15 protein-coding genes, 1 tRNA gene and 1 other RNA gene are annotated in these 16601 nt (G+C 58.7%); 3 read left to right on the plus strand and 14 right to left on the minus strand.

Going from position 1 to position 16601, the window contains the following annotated elements; all coding sequences use genetic code 11:
* Positions 1–205: 205 nt before the first annotated feature.
* From WAO69_RS15980 to WAO69_RS16045, 14 genes are all read right to left on the minus strand, one after another.
* Positions 206–295 (minus strand) — tRNA-Ser (locus WAO69_RS15980).
* Positions 296–366: 71 nt separating this feature from the next.
* Positions 367–1083, minus strand: coding sequence for an alanyl-tRNA editing protein (locus tag WAO69_RS15985; protein ID WP_422180941.1), 717 nt, complete (start codon positions 1081–1083; stop codon positions 367–369).
* Positions 1080–3419 carry a DUF3772 domain-containing protein gene (locus WAO69_RS15990; protein WP_422180943.1) on the minus strand — a complete coding sequence of 780 codons (2340 nt, stop codon included), beginning with the start codon at positions 3417–3419 and terminating at the stop codon, positions 1080–1082. The genes WAO69_RS15985 and WAO69_RS15990 overlap by 4 nt, the downstream gene beginning before the upstream one ends.
* On the minus strand, positions 3419–4453 hold the full coding sequence (locus WAO69_RS15995) for a cysteine synthase A (RefSeq protein ID WP_422180945.1): 1035 nt from the start codon (positions 4451–4453) through the stop codon (positions 3419–3421). The genes WAO69_RS15990 and WAO69_RS15995 overlap by 1 nt, the downstream gene beginning before the upstream one ends.
* Before the next feature lie 55 nt (positions 4454–4508).
* Positions 4509–5639: an NUDIX domain-containing protein gene (locus WAO69_RS16000; protein ID WP_422180947.1), complete on the minus strand. Its 1131-nt coding sequence runs from the start codon at positions 5637–5639 to the stop codon at positions 4509–4511.
* Positions 5630–6070 carry a TrgA family protein gene (locus WAO69_RS16005; RefSeq protein WP_422180949.1) on the minus strand — a complete coding sequence of 147 codons (441 nt, stop codon included), beginning with the start codon at positions 6068–6070 and terminating at the stop codon, positions 5630–5632. Before WAO69_RS16005 ends, WAO69_RS16000 begins: the two co-directional genes overlap by 10 nt.
* A gap of 22 nt (positions 6071–6092) precedes the next feature.
* Positions 6093–7301, minus strand: coding sequence for a class I SAM-dependent methyltransferase (locus WAO69_RS16010; protein ID WP_422180951.1), 1209 nt, complete (start codon positions 7299–7301; stop codon positions 6093–6095).
* Positions 7302–7379: 78 nt separating this feature from the next.
* The gene (locus WAO69_RS16015) at positions 7380–8804 is read right to left on the minus strand and encodes a cryptochrome/photolyase family protein (RefSeq protein ID WP_422180953.1); all 1425 of its coding nucleotides are present in this window, start codon (positions 8802–8804) and stop codon (positions 7380–7382) included.
* A 294-nt stretch (positions 8805–9098) separates the two neighbouring features.
* Positions 9099–10322 carry an aminotransferase class V-fold PLP-dependent enzyme gene (locus WAO69_RS16020; RefSeq protein WP_422180955.1) on the minus strand — a complete coding sequence of 408 codons (1224 nt, stop codon included), beginning with the start codon at positions 10320–10322 and terminating at the stop codon, positions 9099–9101.
* Positions 10323–10464: 142 nt separating this feature from the next.
* Positions 10465–11448 carry an acryloyl-CoA reductase gene (gene acuI / locus WAO69_RS16025; RefSeq protein ID WP_422180957.1) on the minus strand — a complete coding sequence of 328 codons (984 nt, stop codon included), beginning with the start codon at positions 11446–11448 and terminating at the stop codon, positions 10465–10467.
* Positions 11449–11514: 66 nt separating this feature from the next.
* A complete protein-coding gene (locus tag WAO69_RS16030) occupies positions 11515–12618 on the minus strand; it encodes a dimethylsulfoniopropionate demethylase (protein ID WP_422180959.1) in 1104 nt (367 codons plus the stop codon).
* A complete protein-coding gene (locus WAO69_RS16035; protein ID WP_422180961.1) occupies positions 12618–13124 on the minus strand; it encodes a DinB family protein in 507 nt (168 codons plus the stop codon). Before WAO69_RS16035 ends, WAO69_RS16030 begins: the two co-directional genes overlap by 1 nt.
* Positions 13121–13828 (minus strand): DUF1326 domain-containing protein, encoded by a 708-nt coding sequence (locus WAO69_RS16040; protein ID WP_422180963.1) that lies wholly within the window; start codon positions 13826–13828, stop codon positions 13121–13123. The genes WAO69_RS16035 and WAO69_RS16040 overlap by 4 nt, the downstream gene beginning before the upstream one ends.
* 1 nt (position 13829) lies before the next feature.
* The gene (locus tag WAO69_RS16045) at positions 13830–14621 is read right to left on the minus strand and encodes a DUF2182 domain-containing protein (protein ID WP_422180965.1); all 792 of its coding nucleotides are present in this window, start codon (positions 14619–14621) and stop codon (positions 13830–13832) included.
* Between the two features lie 59 nt (positions 14622–14680).
* Here WAO69_RS16045 and WAO69_RS16050 point away from each other — a divergent pair, with 59 nt between their 5' ends.
* The 3 genes from WAO69_RS16050 (at position 14681) to ssrA (ending at position 16319) form a co-directional block, all read left to right on the plus strand.
* Entirely contained in the window at positions 14681–15433 is a 753-nt protein-coding gene (locus WAO69_RS16050; RefSeq protein WP_422180967.1) for a FadR/GntR family transcriptional regulator, read from the plus strand.
* 159 nt (positions 15434–15592) lie between these two features.
* On the plus strand, positions 15593–15943 hold the full coding sequence (locus tag WAO69_RS16055; protein WP_422180969.1) for a DUF4345 family protein: 351 nt from the start codon (positions 15593–15595) through the stop codon (positions 15941–15943).
* A gap of 29 nt (positions 15944–15972) precedes the next feature.
* Positions 15973–16319: a transfer-messenger RNA gene (ssrA, locus tag WAO69_RS16060) on the plus strand.
* The last annotated feature ends 282 nt before the right edge of the window (positions 16320–16601 follow it).

Here is a 16601-nt window from a genome sequence, read left to right on the forward strand (position 1 = left end):
AAACGCCAACACACTGAAATTGCTTCACTTTTTTAATGCGCCCTTCTGAAGGCCTAGGGCGGTCGGTTAGAGACAAAGCGGGTTCAGAGACCGATTTTGGGTATTTAGCCAGTCTCCGAAGGGCGGTTGCAACGGCTAAACCCCTTTGAAACAAAAAGAAAAAAAGGCCCCATAAGGGCCCATCATCGGTTTCGGTAAGTGTAAGTGGCGGAGCGACAGGGATTCGAACCCTGGAGACGGTCTCCCGCCTACACACTTTCCAGGCGTGCGCCTTCGACCACTCGGCCACCGCTCCATGCGGGCGACTTGTGCAAGATCGCTCGCGCCATTGCAAGGCGCAAAACGCCCTTGGAACACATTCGATGATTAATCTTCGACGTGAAGATAGATGCGTCGGTTCTGACGGCCTTTCTTCTCGGTCTTGCCGATGCGCAGAATCCCGATTTCCCCTGTTGTGCGCACATGTGTCCCGCCACAGGGTTGCAGATCCACCTGATCCTCGCCCTCGCCGATACGTATGAGACGCACACGCCCTGCCCCGCGCGGCGGGGCGACGGACATTGTCTTGACCAGCTCGGGCTGCGCGTCGAGTTCGGCCTGGGTGATCCATGTCTCGGTCACCGGCAGGTCCAGTGCGACAAGGGCTGTGAGCGTGTCGGTCAGCGCGTCCTTGTCGATTTCGGCGTCAGGCATGTCGAAGTCAAGCCGGCCCTTGCCCGGCGAGATGGAGCCGCCCGTCACAGGCAAAGGCACGACAACCGAAAGAAGATGCAGGGCGGTGTGCACGCGCATATGTGCAAATCGCCGCTCCCAATCGAGCTGTTGCGTCACTTCGGTGCCGATCGGCGGCAAGGAACCCGCAGCACCAGGCACCAGCGCAATTGCCCCGTCCGCTTTGACCGTTGTGGCAATCTGCAGGCTGCCGCCATCCCAGCTGAGATGGCCGCTGTCGCCGGGTTGGCCGCCCGAAGTCGCATAGAACAGGCTTTGATCCAGGATGATCCCGCCCTCGGTCGTGTGGCCGGTCACCCTGCCCGAGGCTGTGCGTTGATATGCGTTTTCAAGATACAGCGGTTCACTCATGTGTCTGCTCCATCGTCGGAGGTCGGTCGCAGGGCTTCGGGGTTTCGCAACCAGATGTCGCGCTGCGCGAAGGGGATCTCGATGCCCTCGGCCGCAAAGCGTTTGGCGATCTCATGGTTGATGTCGGATTTTACCGACAGCACCCAGTTCACATCACGCAGGATGGCCCGGATTTCGAAATCCAGTGAATCCGCTCCAAACCCCTGGAACACGATGTTCGGGGGTGGATTGGCAAGTACCATGGGATGGGCTTCGGCGATCTCGCGCAGAATGGTTTCGACACGGCGCGTGTCAGTGCCATAGGCCACGCCAACCGGAGCGATCAGTCGCCCGATCGTGTTCCCGCGGGTATAGTTGGTCACTGTCCCGCTGATGAAATCAGCGTTTGGAATGATGACATCCGTGCGATCAAAGGTTTCTATCCGGGTTGAGCGCACCGAGATATCGCGCACATAGCCCATGCTCCCGTTGACCTCGATCCAGTCGCCTTCTGCGATCGGGCGCTCGATCAAGAGGATAATGCCCGAAACAAAGTTCTGAACGATGGTCTGAAGGCCAAAGCCGACGCCGACCGACAGGGCACCGGCCACGATCGCAAAGCCGCTCAGATCAATGCCTGCGCTTGTGATGGCAATCAGTGCGGCAAAGAAGATGCCCAGATAGCCAACGCCGGACACCACGGCATTCTGCGCGCCGACATCAAGGTGGGTCTTGGGCAGAAGCGATGTCTTGAGCGCGTTCTGAAACAACCGCGTCAGCATATAGAGTGCAGCGAAGATAACTGCGAAGATCAGGAAGTCAGATGGCGAAACCCGAGTGTCGCCCAACGAAAAGCCGTTGTTGAACAGCTTCCAGAGTTCCAGGATTTCGCTGGGACGCGCCCCCCAGATCAGGGCCAGCGGCACCAGTATGACAATCGACAGCGCAAAAGCGATAAGAACGGGCACGAGGGAGTCCTTGCCCTCCTCACCGCGCCCTGACAGCCAGCAATAGACATCCGCAAGAAAGCGATGAAGAACGGCGGCAAGGCCAATAACTGTCAGCGATTTGATCGTTGGATAAAGGATCGATGCCGCGAGATTTGTATATCCAAGCCCTGCGATGAACGGAGTCGTGACAGCGACAACAATGGAAATCTGACCGGCGATCTTGAGAAACAGCGCAACGCCGGATTTCTGAGTTTGGTCTTCATCCGCATCGTTTGGAACATGTATTGCTTTGACGAGGATCTGACCAAGACGGAACAGGATGATCGCGGCCACCACCAGAATCGGAAATGCGACCACAGCCTGCTCGTTGGCGGAGGCGTTTTCCAAATCCATGAGTTGATGCAGAATATCGTTGCCAACATAGAGCACCGACAGCAACGAGCCGTAAAACCGCAACTCGGCGCGTCTTTCCTGGGCAAAGGCGAACAGTGCATCTTCGTCACGTTTGGAAAACAGTTGTTCACACAGCCACCGCAGCATGAGCAACACCATTGCCCATTCGGGCAGGCTTTCTACCAGTTTCGAGACACGTGGGCCAACAACACCCGTAGAGATGATCGCTCCGGAAATGAACACCACACCGATGATCGGAATGATGATGCGGCCCAGGGATACAAGGAAACTCCAGGTTCCCGTTCCCGCCCCGCCAAAACGCCTGAAGTAATTGCCTGCCGCCACGGACCATTTCCGCCCTCGCAACAGCAGCACCAAGCCGATGAAAAACAGTGTCAGAACGACGGGCAGGTTTTTGCGCAGGTCCGCGCGGTAGCGATCCGAGGCCCAGGGCGTTTTGACTTCGCTCACCATCGACGCCACGGTTTCGCCCAAAGAGCTGACCGCGTCGAACCATAACGCCGGATTGAGTGGTGTGTCGTTTCGTGAAAGCAGATTTGCCGCGCGTCTTTCCGCCAGAATTCGGTCGATCTCGCGGATCAGACCATCTGCCAGATTATAGGCTTCTTCCGCCGCCACAACCGGGGCGCGTACCTTTTGCAATTGTTGGTTCAGTTCCGCGCGTCTGGTGGCGATCTCGGGTGCTTCTTGCGCGTTTTCGGGCGGTGGCCCCAGAGCATTGATCTGCGATTGCAGCGTCTCGATCCGTTCCGAGTTCAGGCCACTGGCAGCCAGAAACTGTTGGCGACTGCTCACCAACTCAGAGCGGATCATTTCGAATGCCGCGTCAGAAGCACGCGCGGCATCAATCGCATTTTTGGCGCGGTCGGCCAAAGTTTGCCATTGAGCAAAATCGGGCTGCGTCGCGGAGTTGCCTTGTGCTGACACGGCACCGCCCAAGGCCGTCCAGAACAGAACACTCAGCAGCAGGAAAAGGCGCACATGGCCAAACATCACGAGTCCTCGAATACACCGGGAATGCTAAGTGGAGGGCTGATCATCCAGTCCGGAACCGGCAGGTCCTTTTCGCGCAGGAAATCAGGGTTGAACAGTTTGGACTGATAGCGTGTCCCATAGTCACAAAGTATCGTCACGATGGTATGACCCGGCCCCAGATCGCGGGCCAGCCTGACGGCGCCGGCTATGTTTATTCCGGATGATCCGCCCAGGACCAGACCTTCTTCGCGCAACAGGTCAAAGACATAGGGCAATGCTTCGGTGTCGGTGATCTGATAGTTGAAATCCGGTTTCAGACCTTCCAGATTCTTGGTGATGCGAACCTGTCCGATACCCTCTGCGATGGATCCACCCTCAAGGATGATTTCACCCGTGGTGTAGTATGAGTACAGGCCCGCACCCATGGGATCGGCCAGACCGATCTTGACCCCTTTGGGCTGCAACGCCGCGGCCACACCAGCCAGCGTGCCGCCCGATCCACAAGCGCAGATGAACCCGTCCACCCTGCCATCAAGCTGATCCCATATCTCGGGGCCGGTCGTTTCGATATGCGCCTGTCTGTTGGCGACATTGTCGAACTGATTGGCCCAGATTGCCCCATGGGGTTCTGTCTTGTTCAACTCACGCGCCAAACGCTCGGAATAGCGCACAAAGTTGTTGGGGTTTCGGTAAGGAGCGGCCGGTACCTGCACCAGTTCCGCGCCAGCCAGACGCAGCATGTCCTTTTTCTCTTCGGATTGGGTTTCAGGAATGACGATGACCGTGCGATATCCCATCGACGCCCCAACCAGTGCCAGCCCGATTCCGGTATTGCCGGCGGTGCCTTCAACAATGGTTCCACCCGGTTTCAACTCGCCGCGCGCAACGGCGTCACGGATGATGTAAAGCGCCGCGCGGTCTTTTACCGATTGGCCGGGGTTCATGAATTCCGCCTTGCCGAGGATCTCGCAGCCGGTCTCTTCGCTGACCTTGCGCAGTTTTATCAAAGGCGTGTTGCCGACCGCGTCGGCCAAATCCTGTGCAATGCGCATGGCATCCCCCAAATACTGTCTTTGCGCTCCGGTGTATCGTTCGCCGAGAGTGACCTCAAGGCGAAGCACGCAACCGCCCGTGATTGAGCGAAAGCCAGAGAGCAGTGGTGATCAGAGGGGTATCGCGAAAACGCTGCGTCCGCAGCCCTTCGACCAGATCGTCATAGCTCAGGATCAGGCGTTTGATGTCTTCACCCTCGCTCTGCATCCCGCCACTTTCCACCAAATCACCTATATCAGCCAGAGCCACATACATCGACACGAACTCGGTCGAGGACCCGGTGCTGGAATAACTGCGGCAGACCAGTTCCAGATGATCGAGCGTCGCGCCAACCTCTTCAAAGGCCTCGCGATGCACGGTTTCTTCCGGTGTTTCGCCAGGATCGACAAAGCCCGAAACCGGTTCGATCACCCAAGGTGACAGATCGCCATTGGCAAAGACATTCGGGCGGAACTGTTCGGTCAGCAACACCGCATCGCGATGCGGATCATAGATCAGTACGCTCACCGCATCGCCGACAACGAAGATCTCGCGATCCAGGATCGCGCTGGTGGTTCCGTCATACCGGGGATAGGTCAGAAGCATTTGCTGCAAGGCATAGAAATGTGCATGTTGCCGCGTGAGTTCCAGCACATGCACATCCTCCGCGCCCGGGTGGTGATCGGGCGATGGGCCGCGCGCTTGCGCCGCGCACCATGCCGCCGCCCGCCTGCGGATCATGGGCATTTTCTGAGCCAGCTCTTCCTCGCTCCAGGTGCCAAAGCCGCTCATGGCCTCCGTGGCGGTGCGCAGGCTCAATTGTGCCCAGTCCTTCTCCCAGTCTTCCAGCGACCACAGCTCCCCTTGTGGCCACTGCCCCGGTTCAGGAAAAAACACAGAAGCCGGGATGGTTTGCCCAGCCTGCGTGCGCACATCACGCGGTGACAGATCAAAGGTAAATCCGCCCTCGTAAAAATTCAGTCGAGACATGTCCTGCGGGGATGCGCCGCGCAGGACAAGGCCGGGCGCGCGCGTGCCGAGCGCATGCTGGATCATCGGAAAAGGCTGATCCTTCACCCAGTAGACCGCGTGATCCGGCAAATGCGCGTCCACAAGGTCCATGTCTTGTCGCGCGCGCCCCAAAACGCGTTCCAGCAAAGGAACGTGGCGCAGCGTGCCGTAGAAAAACAGAGATGTCAGCGCCATATGCGCGAGATGTGTTCGGTCAATGCCCCGGCGACCACCGCACCAATGAACAGCGTGAGCAGGATATTTGGCTGCGCCATCATCACTGCAAACTCATATCCGATTTCGAAAATGGCGATGATGGCCTCAAACGGTCCGTCATAGCGATTGCGCATCGCCAACCGAACCATCTCATAGCAGCCCTGCACAAACAAACCCCAGAACACCAGCAAAGCCGTGCCGGTGATACCGTTCGTGATGCCAGCCGTCATGCCGCGCCCTGCGCGCGGTCCCATGGTTTTCCAGCCGATCACCAGTCCCAGAGCCATGTTGAGAGGCGTGAACAACCCGAAATCCTTACCCTCAGGAAACAGGGGGATGATCTGCCCGGATACGACAAAGGCAATCACCGCGAGAAAAATCGCGGCGAACAGGCTTGATGCATTCGGCATGATGCTTTGCAAGGCCGACCCCTTAACTTGGTCGGGAAATCGTAATCTGGGTTACGTCGCAATTTCCACTCTGAAAAGTCGATGCGCAGGAAGTGAGGTAAAAATTCCACATCCGGCGGAACCGCTCGTCAAAGCCCTGTTCGGCCACCTGGTCCCATTTCTCGTTGAAGGTCTCATGCCAGCGTCGCAGTGTCAGGTCATAGCTGGGGCCGAACTCCACGGACTTCACAACAGCAAGACCGGCGGTTTCGACCTGTGAGCGCAACACGGATGGGCTGGGCAGCATGCCGCCCGGAAAGATGTACTTCTGGATGAAGTCCACGCCGCGTTTATAGACGTGCCAGCGCCGGTCCGCGACCGTGATGATCTGCAGCGTCGCATTGCGTCCGGGCTTGAGTCTTTCGCGAACGGTTTCGAAATAGGTTGGCCAGTATTTTTCGCCGACCGCCTCGAACATCTCGATCGAAGCGATGCCATCATACAGGCCACGTTCATCACGATAATCCTGCAGCTTGAATTCAACCAGATCAGAAAGTCCAGCATTGGCAATACGTTGCCGGGCGTAATTGAACTGCTCTTCGCTGATGGTCAGTCCCGTGACGCGCATGCCACGTTCCTTGGCGGCGTATTCGGCAAACCCGCCCCAGCCGCAACCGATTTCCAGGATATGATCTCCGGGCTTTGCGCCCATCTCATCGATCATGGATGCGTATTTTGCGATCTGCGCGTTTTCCGTGCTTTCCTGACCGGTCGAAAACATCGCCGAGGAATAGGTCATCGTGTCGTCAAGCCAGAGCCGATAAAAGTCATTCCCAAGATCATAATGATAGGAGATGTTCTTGCGGGCCTGGGCTTTGTGATTGCGCTGAAGCCAGAACCTGATCTTCTCGAAGGTGCGCACAAACCCCATACCGGGAAAGCCGTCATAGAGCCCTTCATTGTCCGCATGCACCAGATCCATGAAGGCCTGCAGATCAGGCGTTGACCAATCGCCATCCAGGTAGGCATCGCAAAAACCCAGATCTCCCTCGCGGATCAGGCGTGCAAATACATCATTGCTGTGAATATGCATTTCAGCCACTGGTCCGGGGTGCTTGCCTTGTGCGCGAAACACGCGCCCATCCGGCAGGACAAGGTCCAACCGACCATAAACCAGATGTTCGGCCATATCGAACACACGGGAAAAATAGCGTGGCAGGTCTTGTTGCCCGTCAGTGGAAGTCAGGATCATGCAGATTCTCAGTTTTTCTTGTTGGATAAGAAGCTAGAATGGTCGCGCAGAGGCGGCAAGCCATGTGGTTCATTTTGATCAGAAATTTCGATGTTCATAGGCATCCAATGCGCGTTTTCGCCCCACATCGGCGGCAACGATCGCAGCGGGATAGGCGTCACTGGGTGCCATCTGCCAAGACTTGGGTATGGCATCAAAATATGAAAGCGCGGCCTGGGAGGGTTTTGACAGGCCTTCGGCCAGCCATTTGCGCACATAGGCGCGCTGTGGATCAAACTTGTCCAACTGCGTCACCGGGTTGAAAACCCGGAAATAGGGTGTCGCATCCGGACCTGATCCGGCGGACCATTGCCACCCTATCGCATTGCTGGCCGGATCCCAGTCGATCAGGCAGTCTTCGAACCATTTCAACCCGATCTGCCAATGACATTGCAGATGTTTGGTCAGATAACTCGCGACGATCATGCGCCCACGATTGTGCATGCGTCCGGTCACATACATTTCTCGCATCGCGGCATCCACGAATTGCATCCCTGTGCGCCCACGCTTCCAGGCAATGGCCTCGGGCGTGTCGGGATCCGTGTTCCAGGGAAATGCGTCCCAGTCTTCTTTCCAGTTGCCTGTCAGAATACGCGGTGTGTGGTGCATCAGATGATAGGCGAACTCGCGCCACACCAGTTCTTTCAGGAATGTCTCGCTGCCAGCCTTGCCGTCTTGCAAAGCGCGCATGCCCGCAGCCCAGCATCGATGCGGGCTGATCTCACCAAGGGCGAGATTCTCTGACAGGCCCGAGGTTCCATCCTGATCCGGCCGGTCCCGGCTGGCATCATAGCCCGCCACGATATGGTCGATGAAACAGGCAAGTCGGTCGCTTGCGGCCTGTTCCCCCAGTCTCACATGGGGCCGCACAATGCTTGCGCCGCGGTTCATCGCGGCTCCCATCTGCCAGGTCTCCAATCGGTCGGAGTTGGGCCAGGTCCGAGGGGCGGGAATGGTTTTCGGCGCCGGCAGCGGTGCATCCACGATGCGCGTGCGCACCATTTTCCAGAACGGGGTGTAGACCTTGTAATACCCGCCTGTCTTGGTTTGAACGGTCCAGGGCTCGAACATCAGATGCCCCCCGAAAGACCGCGCCTCGATCCCATCCTCTTTCAGCGTCGATTTAACCCGCGTATCGCGCGCCACACTGTCCGGGTCATAAAGGCGCGACCAATAGACCGCCCCTGCCCCGGTTTCGCGGATCAGATCGCTCAGCACCTTCAGCACATCGCCACGTCTCAGGATCAAACGGCTGCCCGCAGCCTCCAACGACCGAGCGAAGCGCTCAAGCCCAAGGCCAAGACGCCATTTCGGTGCGGCACCCAGACCCTCTGCCAGATCGTCAAGAATATAGACCGGGATCACTGGCCGCCCGGTTTCGCAGGCTGCATGCAAGGCCGGGTGATCGCACAGCCGCAGATCGCGCCTGAACCATATGATCACCGGAGAGGTGCTGTCTTGCATGCCGTCATCTTCCCTGCCCTGATCTGCCCGTTGCCCGCGCAGCCCTGTATCTTCAGCCCAATTGGCTCATTTGTCGCAAAGGGCAAGGGGGGCATTGCGTTACGCTTATGCCTGTTCGGGATGTGCACTCATCGCCTTGTGCTTTGCAAGAAGTCCGAACGGCTGGCCGTGCGGCAGGTTCATCCGCCCGATTTCATCGGGCCAAGCCCCGCAACAGGATGTGGAACATTTGGCAAGCGCCAGACAGCGAAAGGTCAGTTGGCATGAGACGCGCGACCGGGCATCCGCCGTGCCCTAAAGCACCTCATCAAGCGCATTGAGCAACTGATCGACCTCGTCCTTACTGGTGTAATGCACAAAGCTGAGCCGCAACACGCCATCCTGCGGAGATATTCCCATAGCCTCCAACGGGCGCTGCGCAAAAAAGTCACCACCCCCACACATGATCCCGTATCTGGCAAGTGCCGCCGCGACCGGTTCGGCGGGCCGGTTGAGGGCCAGGGCAACTGTCGGCGCGCGCAGTTCGGCTTCGGTCGGGCCCAGCAAACGCACTGCATTGCGTGACTTCAACGCATCCAGAAGCGGCTGCAACAAAGCGACCTCATGGGCGCGCATCAGATCATGGGCCAGCCCACCGCGCCCATTGGCATCCAGATGGCCACCGCCATGATGGCCGGCAAGGGCGTCGATGTAATCGGCCATTCCGGCGCTGGCGGCGATCTGCGCATGATCCGGCCCCGCAGGCGTAAAGCGTTTGTAAAGCGAGCCACCGTTGAAATGATGCCCCTGGTTGGGCAGCATCTCGCCCAGGGCGCGCCGGATCACCATACAGCCCTGATGGGGGCCATAGGTCTTGTAGGCGGAAAACAGATAGATATCCGGGCCCAGATCTCCGACATTGGGCAGGCCATGCGGCGCGTATGAGACGCCATCCACACAGACAAAAGCACCGGCCGCATGGGCGGCGGCTGTGATCTCTATGACCGGATTGATTTCTCCAACCACGTTCGAGCAATGCGGAAAACACACGAGACGCACGGATTCATCCAGCAGATTATCAAGCGCCTCCAGTTCCAGTCGGCCGGTATCGGGATTGATCTTCCATTCCCTCACGTCGATCCCTGCCTCGCTCAGGCGACACCAGGGGCCGGAATTTGCCTCGTGATCCTGATTGGTGACAATGATCGCCTCACCCGGCGACAACCACTGCCGGAACGCCTGGGCCAGCACATAGGTGTTCTGCGTGGTGGATGGGCCAAAAGACAGCTCGTCGCTGGCCACACCAAGGATGGCCGACAGGCGGCTGCGCGCCTCATCCATCTCCTCGCCGGCAAGGCGGCTGGCCTCATAGGCGCTATAGGGCTGCAACTTGCGCTGCGTATAATAGCGCGTCAGGCGATCTATCACCTGTCCGCAGGCATAGGAACCACCGGCATTCTCGAAGAAGGCCTGTCCCTGCAGAGAGGGTTCGCTGAACGCCGGGAATTGGGCGCGCACAAAATCAAGATCAAGCATCATGCCGGCACTGAAATGCAAAAAGCCCCGATGCGCAAGCACCGAGGCTTTTCAATCTGGTCGGGTCAGATCATTCGGCCTGTCCAGGGGCCTCCCGCGTGACCAACAGGGCGTGTTTGATCCTGGCAGTCACCTGTCCAGATGATCAGGCGTTCACGTCAACGACCACGCGCCCCTTGACCTGACCCTTAAGGATGTCGGCCCCCAGCTGCGGCAGATCCGACAGGGTGGCCGGCTGGATCATCGACTCAAGCTTTTCCATCGGCAGATCCCTGGCAATCCGCTGCCAGGCCCGCACGCGGTTGTCATAGGGTTGCATGACGCTGTCGATCCCCAAAAGGTTCACCCCTCGCAGCAGGAACGGGATCACCGTGGCCGGCAGGCCCGCGCCGCCCGCAAGGCCAACTGCGGCAACCGAGGCACCATATTTCATCTGCCCCAGGACACGGGCCAGCATCGCGCCGCCCACGGCATCGACACAGCCCGCCCAGGTCTCGCCTTCCAGAGGGCGTTTGGTGGTCTCGTTGATCTCTTCGCGCGCCACGATCTGCGTCGCCCCGAGGGATTTCAGATAGTCGGCCGTTTCCGGGCGGCCGGTCACACCTGCGACCTCATGGCCCAGATTGGCCAGGATGGCGGTTGCAACAGACCCGACACCGCCCGCCGCACCGGTCACCAGAACCGGACCATCCTTGATGCCGTGATCTTCCAGCGCCATAACAGCCAGCATCGCGGTAAGACCAGCAGTTCCCACGGCCATCGCCGCGCGCGTATCAAGACCCTCCGGCAGCGGCACAAGCCAGTCGGCCCGCACCCGCGCTTTCTGCGCATAGCCGCCCCAATGGGCCTCACCGACACGCCAGCCGGTCAGAACAACCTTGTCGCCCACCGCATATCGCGGATCATCCGACGCTTCGACCGTACCCGCAAAATCAATGCCCGGGACATGAGGATAATTGCGCACCAAACCGCCTCCGGGACCGATGCACAAACCGTCCTTGTAGTTCACGGTCGAATACTCGATGGCGACCGTCACATCCCCTGCGGGCAGATCATCCAATGTCAGTTCTTCGACCGCAGCAGACGTCTTGCCGCTCTCTTCGTCCTTGCGGACAACCAATGCTCTCATCTTACGCTCCCATGTTCATCTTGCTAGAAATATCCCCGCCGGAGGCTCCGGCGGATCACCAAACGACTACAGCCAGAAGCTGTCCCGGACAGTCGCCGTGCGCATCCCGGCGGATGTTTCAACCTCGACAGCGGTGCCCGCATCCCAATGGGTCATCCGGATCATGCCAATGGCGACATTGGTCTGAAAATCCGGAGACCACGCCGCCGAGGTCACCTGCCCCACCTGCTTGCCATTTGCAAGGATCGGCCAGGGGCGATCGCATCCCGGAACCTTGTCGCCATCTATGGCGATCGCACGGATCTGCTTGACCGGGCCTTCCTTTGCAACGCGCAACAAGGCATCCCGGCCGATACAGCCAATCGCTGTCTGCGTATCGCAAAACCGCCCCAGACCACATTCATGGGGTGTGTTGTCGTCTGTCATGTCGTTGCCGTAAGACAGAAGGCCCGCCTCGATGCGCTCGATCCCGTTGGGGCAGCCCGCGCGCACATTCAGATCTTCGCCGACCTCAAACAGCGCATTCCACAGTGGCATGCCGATATCGCTGCCTTCGACATAGATCTCAAACCCGCCCTGCTTGGAGTAACCCGATCGGGCAACCGCCAGATCACGCCCCTGGAACTGGAACATGTCAAAGCGGAAAAAGCGGATATCGCGCACCCGGTCCCCCAGAACCCGCGCCAGCAGATCGTCGGACTTGGGCCCCTGGATTGCCAGGGGCGAGATATCGGGCTCATCCACCAGAACGTCCAGGCGATAGCCATTGGCGATGCCTTTCACCCAAAGCAGCAGATCGCTGTCTGCGATCGAAATCCACCAGCGATCTTCGGCCAGTTTGACCGCCACCGGGTCGTTCAGCATCCCGCCGGTTTCATCCACGATGGGCACATAGAAACACTGTCCCGGAAGCATCCGGCGCAGATCGCGCGGAGTGAGCATCTGCATCAGGCGCCCGGCATCGGGGCCGCGCAGTTCAACCTGGCGCTCGCAGGCCACGTCCCAGACCTGAACATGGCGTTTCAGGTGGTGGTAATCAGCCTCGACGCTTTCGAACATCGTTGGCAGCAGCATGCGGTTGTAAACCGTATAGGCTTTGACGCCAGCGGCTTCGACACCGTCAGAGAAAGGTGTGCGCCGCAACCGGCGCGAAGGGGTAATGAGCGCCATCAGGCGTCCTCCGGCATAAAGACAAGATCGCTGACAGTCGCTTTCGCTCCGGCAGCCGTGAGCATCGCATGCACTTGCCCGCGATGATGGGTCTGGTGATTGAAGAAATGAACCACGCACTGTTGCATGGGCCGTCTGACGTCTTTCTCCAGAGTGCCGGAATACCAGGTCAGATCGCCCCTTAGATCGATGTTGTTGATGGTATCCGCCCAAAGCTTGATCCGGCCATCGGTACGAAACCGTTCGGCACTCCAGGCAGCCAGCGTGGGACACATGGTGGTGTTGTCGCTGGCATCGCACCGGGGACCGGGCCCGCCATCAAAGCGCGACATCCACAGTTGATCCCCCCAGAGCAGGTGATTGATCGTCGCCATGATCGAGCCGAAAAACGCCTTTCGATCCAGGGTCAGTTCCTTGGGGGCCAGAGCTTGAAGATAGTCCAGCAACTGTTTGTTTTGCCAAATATTATAACGCGACATCATCACGCAATAATCACGGCTGATCATCCCTTGGCACCCTTCCAGTCGATCGGGCAGATCTCTGCAGATTTGCCGCCAAAATCCCAGATACGGCCATAGTCGCGGACTTTCGACTTCACACCACGTGCGGCGATGATGTCGGGCCCCATCCAGTATTTCGAATTGCTGATGACCACGGGATGATCCGCATCCGCGCCGTCGATCATCTCGATTTCACCCTGGATCTTGCGCCCGATATAGAGACCACGCTTCTTGCCATCGCGCACGATCTCGACCTTTTCGCGCTCTGCGCCGACGATATCGCTGACCAGCATCGTGAAAAGGCCGGTCGTGCCGCCTGCAGAGCCCGAGAAAATCTGCAACAACCCGTTATAGGCTTTGCCCGACGAGCGTTCATCCACATAGGCCGCGACTTTCCAGCCGCCTTCGGCCATGCGGCCGGGTATTTCCACCATCAGCCCTACATTCAGGCCAGAGAGATCTTCACCTTCGTAATGGCCCTCATCGATCGCGATGGCCATCCAGGCATAACAATGCCCTTCCGTGGGAGGGTATGCGCCAAGGCTGATCACACAGGGACAGAACACGGTGCAGGAGCAGTTCAGGAACAGCTCGCCCTTGATCGCCCAGTCTGTCGGCGTCATCTGGCGCCGCTTGGGGTTGTCCATGCGGCTATCGATGCGCTGACTGACGGGTAACCTGTCGGCGTCGGGGCGTTTCTTTACGGCCATGTTAACCTCCCATGACAATCGGGCTTGCGATCACGGCGATACCGCCAAAGATCAGTGCAAAACCCATTGGTTTGATGACGAAATGTCCAATTTGCGGTAACTTTTCCAGCACCATGAAGACTGTGGCAAGGCCCATCCAGAGCAGGCTCATCATGCCGCCAACAAATCCCAGTGCCATGAACCCCCAGCAACAGCCGACGCAGAATGCGCCCAGGCGCAGGCCCATCCACAGACCACCGCGCGCGCCGGTGCGCCAGCGGGTCAGGAAAAAGCTCATCGGACTGTGACAGACGCCGTGGCAGATTTCTTTTGCGCGGGTGAACTGAAACGCTCCCACCGCGATCAGCAATCCGCCGGCCACCAAAGGCGACGTCGCGATGCCAAGCATATCAATGACACCCGAAAAAAGCAGTCCAAGCTGCACCGTGGTGATTAAAGCGGCAAAGGCCAGCCAGGCGATCGAATATCCGGCCAGAACGCCCAACCATCCAATCCGCGTACCATTCGCGCTGATCATCAGGTCTTCGTATGCACGCAGGGTCGGCACCATCGTCGGCAACATCATCGCCGCCATCATCACCGCCCACATCGCAAAGAGCGGCCAGAATTCTGCCATGGGCATATACATGTCCATGCGCGGATCCATTCGGCGCATCGCCTCGCCCATGGGGCCGGGACGTCCGATCAGATCCAGGTCCATCTGCATGGCCATCGCGTACAGCCACCACCAAGACGCAAGGATTGCGCCGAAGAAACCAAGCCAGAGAATGCTGCGCAGTGCAGGACGCGTCACCTGAGCCCTCCCGACTCAATACTTGCAATTTAAATGTCAGACTTTTAAATGTCTGACAAATGAAAATTGACCCAGAGAACCGCTCCGACCTGTCTGCCCAAATCGCAGCTGCGATCCGCGATGCCATCATCAGCGGTCGGTTGATCGTGGATGAGCGGTTGCCCTCGGAGGCCGAGCTGTCCGAGCAGTTCAACGTCTCGCGGCCCACGGTGCGCGAAGCCCTGAAAAGACTGGCAGCCCAAGCCCTTATCCGCACCCAGCGAGGGGCAACCGGCGGTGCTTTCGTGAACCGTCTGAGCTTTGAGGATGCCTATTCTCAGCAGATTACCACATCCACTCTGCTGCTCAGCATGAATGCGGTCAGCTTTGATACGGCCTGTGAGGCGCGGTATGCGCTGGAGCGCGCCTGTGCGCCGCTCTCTGCCAAGCGTCGCAGCCCCGATCACCTGGCGACCATGCGCGCCGAGATCCACCGCCAAAGCCAGCCGGGCCTGACCGATGAGGCATTCTGCGCCTCTGACGTTGCGTTCCACCGCGCGCTTGTGGATGGCGCCGCCAACCCGGTACTGTCCTATCAACTGGCCGGCGCGGTCGAAGCGATGCAGCCCCTGATGAACATGATCACTTTCACGGCGCGTGATCGCGCGGCGATTGTCGATCTGCACACGCGCATCGCAGATGCCATTGACGTACAAGACGCCCGATCCGCCGATAACGGGCTTGCAGAACTCGAACTTTATACCCGCCGTCTGGCTGAAGACGTCATGGCCGCACGCGCCGCACGGGTCGGCGCTTCCCCTACCGGCAGCTGACACGACAGGTCGCTTTGAACGACCCCGCCATGCAGAGCGGGTCCAACAGCGCATGCAGGATCGCGATGGATCTTGCGCGGATGTGACAGAACGCTTCCATCCGCCGCGTCATGCGTCTTTCCTGCTTGAGCAAGCGGTCCGGCGCGTTAGGTCTGGGTCATGGCAGATTGGATCAACATCATCGCAATGGGGTTCACCATTGCTTTCGGGCTCTTTGGTTTTCTTGCGCCGCGCTATACCGCGTCGGCGCTGGACCTCGAACCGACGAAATCCACCATGGGTCTGAGTGAAATGCGCGCCTCGGTCGGCGGGTTGTTCGTCATCGCCGGTCTCGCCGCGCTTTGGCTGAATGATCCCATGGCCTATGTGATGATCGGCTTTGCCTTCACCGGGGCTGCGCTGGGGCGGGTGCTGTCATTGATTTTCGACGCACCTCCGGTCGGAAAGGTCATCCTCTTTGGCGGGATCGAACTGGCTATCGCCCTGCCCCTTTTGTGGATCAACCTTTGAGCGCAATATGCGCAGCCCAAACCCCGACAGTCATTGAATCCCGCCGCAACCCGGCTTATATATCCGCTGTCCCTCGGGACTATGAACATAAACGCGCTCGTAATAAGCGGATCGGACCCGGGGGCGGTACCCGGCGGCTCCACCATAACTCCTTCATTTGAGGATCATGGGGCCGAAATAGGATCGACGAACGTCCAAAGGGGTTAGCTTTGTTTCGGCGGGGTGCCACCGTATCGGCCCAAAAAGTACAATTGCAAATGACAATCGTGCTCCGGTTGCAGTTGCTGCGTAAGCAGTAACAAGACCGAAACTTAAGCCCTTGCGCCTAGCAGCGTAAGGCGGGGTTCGCAGGCACCTGGCAACAGAAGCCTGCACTACACCACATTTTCGCCCATCCGGATCGCCAGAAAATGCTGGCTTTTTTGCGCTTTGGCCCAATGAATACAGGCGTTTTGGGCTCCGGCCCCGCCCGAAAGTCTGTCTATGCCTGTCTATTGAAATCCATGCCCGTCTAGTAGATAAGGTTTGCAGAACGGAAAAATTTTGGGCCGAGAGTGCTGTAACACCCCCGGCCCGCGACCACGCTGACAACTGCGGGGGAAGCAGCATGACCAAGACCGAACTAACCTCGCGCGCACAGGCGGCGCAACACATCAAG

The organism is Aestuariivita sp., from assembly GCF_049276915.1.
GTDB lineage: Bacteria > Pseudomonadota > Alphaproteobacteria > Rhodobacterales > Rhodobacteraceae > Aestuariivita.

What these genes read in the sequence shown, in the direction of transcription:
- WAO69_RS15985 (WP_422180941.1), bottom strand. Translation starts at nt 1,083, where the DNA reads ATGAGTGAACCGCTGTATCTTGAAAACGCATATCAACGCACAGCCTCG.
- WAO69_RS15990 (WP_422180943.1), bottom strand. Translation starts at nt 3,419, where the DNA reads ATGTTTGGCCATGTGCGCCTTTTCCTGCTGCTGAGTGTTCTGTTCTGG.
- WAO69_RS15995 (WP_422180945.1), bottom strand. Translation starts at nt 4,453, where the DNA reads ATGCGCATTGCACAGGATTTGGCCGACGCGGTCGGCAACACGCCTTTG.
- WAO69_RS16000 (WP_422180947.1), bottom strand. Translation starts at nt 5,639, where the DNA reads ATGGCGCTGACATCTCTGTTTTTCTACGGCACGCTGCGCCACGTTCCT.
- WAO69_RS16005 (WP_422180949.1), bottom strand. Translation starts at nt 6,070, where the DNA reads ATGCCGAATGCATCAAGCCTGTTCGCCGCGATTTTTCTCGCGGTGATT.
- WAO69_RS16010 (WP_422180951.1), bottom strand. Translation starts at nt 7,301, where the DNA reads ATGATCCTGACTTCCACTGACGGGCAACAAGACCTGCCACGCTATTTT.
- WAO69_RS16015 (WP_422180953.1), bottom strand. Translation starts at nt 8,804, where the DNA reads ATGCAAGACAGCACCTCTCCGGTGATCATATGGTTCAGGCGCGATCTG.
- WAO69_RS16020 (WP_422180955.1), bottom strand. Translation starts at nt 10,322, where the DNA reads ATGATGCTTGATCTTGATTTTGTGCGCGCCCAATTCCCGGCGTTCAGC.
- acuI (WP_422180957.1), bottom strand. Translation starts at nt 11,448, where the DNA reads ATGAGAGCATTGGTTGTCCGCAAGGACGAAGAGAGCGGCAAGACGTCT.
- WAO69_RS16030 (WP_422180959.1), bottom strand. Translation starts at nt 12,618, where the DNA reads ATGGCGCTCATTACCCCTTCGCGCCGGTTGCGGCGCACACCTTTCTCT.
- WAO69_RS16035 (WP_422180961.1), bottom strand. Translation starts at nt 13,124, where the DNA reads ATGATCAGCCGTGATTATTGCGTGATGATGTCGCGTTATAATATTTGG.
- WAO69_RS16040 (WP_422180963.1), bottom strand. Translation starts at nt 13,828, where the DNA reads ATGGCCGTAAAGAAACGCCCCGACGCCGACAGGTTACCCGTCAGTCAG.
- WAO69_RS16050 (WP_422180967.1), top strand. Translation starts at nt 14,681, where the DNA reads ATGAAAATTGACCCAGAGAACCGCTCCGACCTGTCTGCCCAAATCGCA.
- WAO69_RS16055 (WP_422180969.1), top strand. Translation starts at nt 15,593, where the DNA reads ATGGCAGATTGGATCAACATCATCGCAATGGGGTTCACCATTGCTTTC.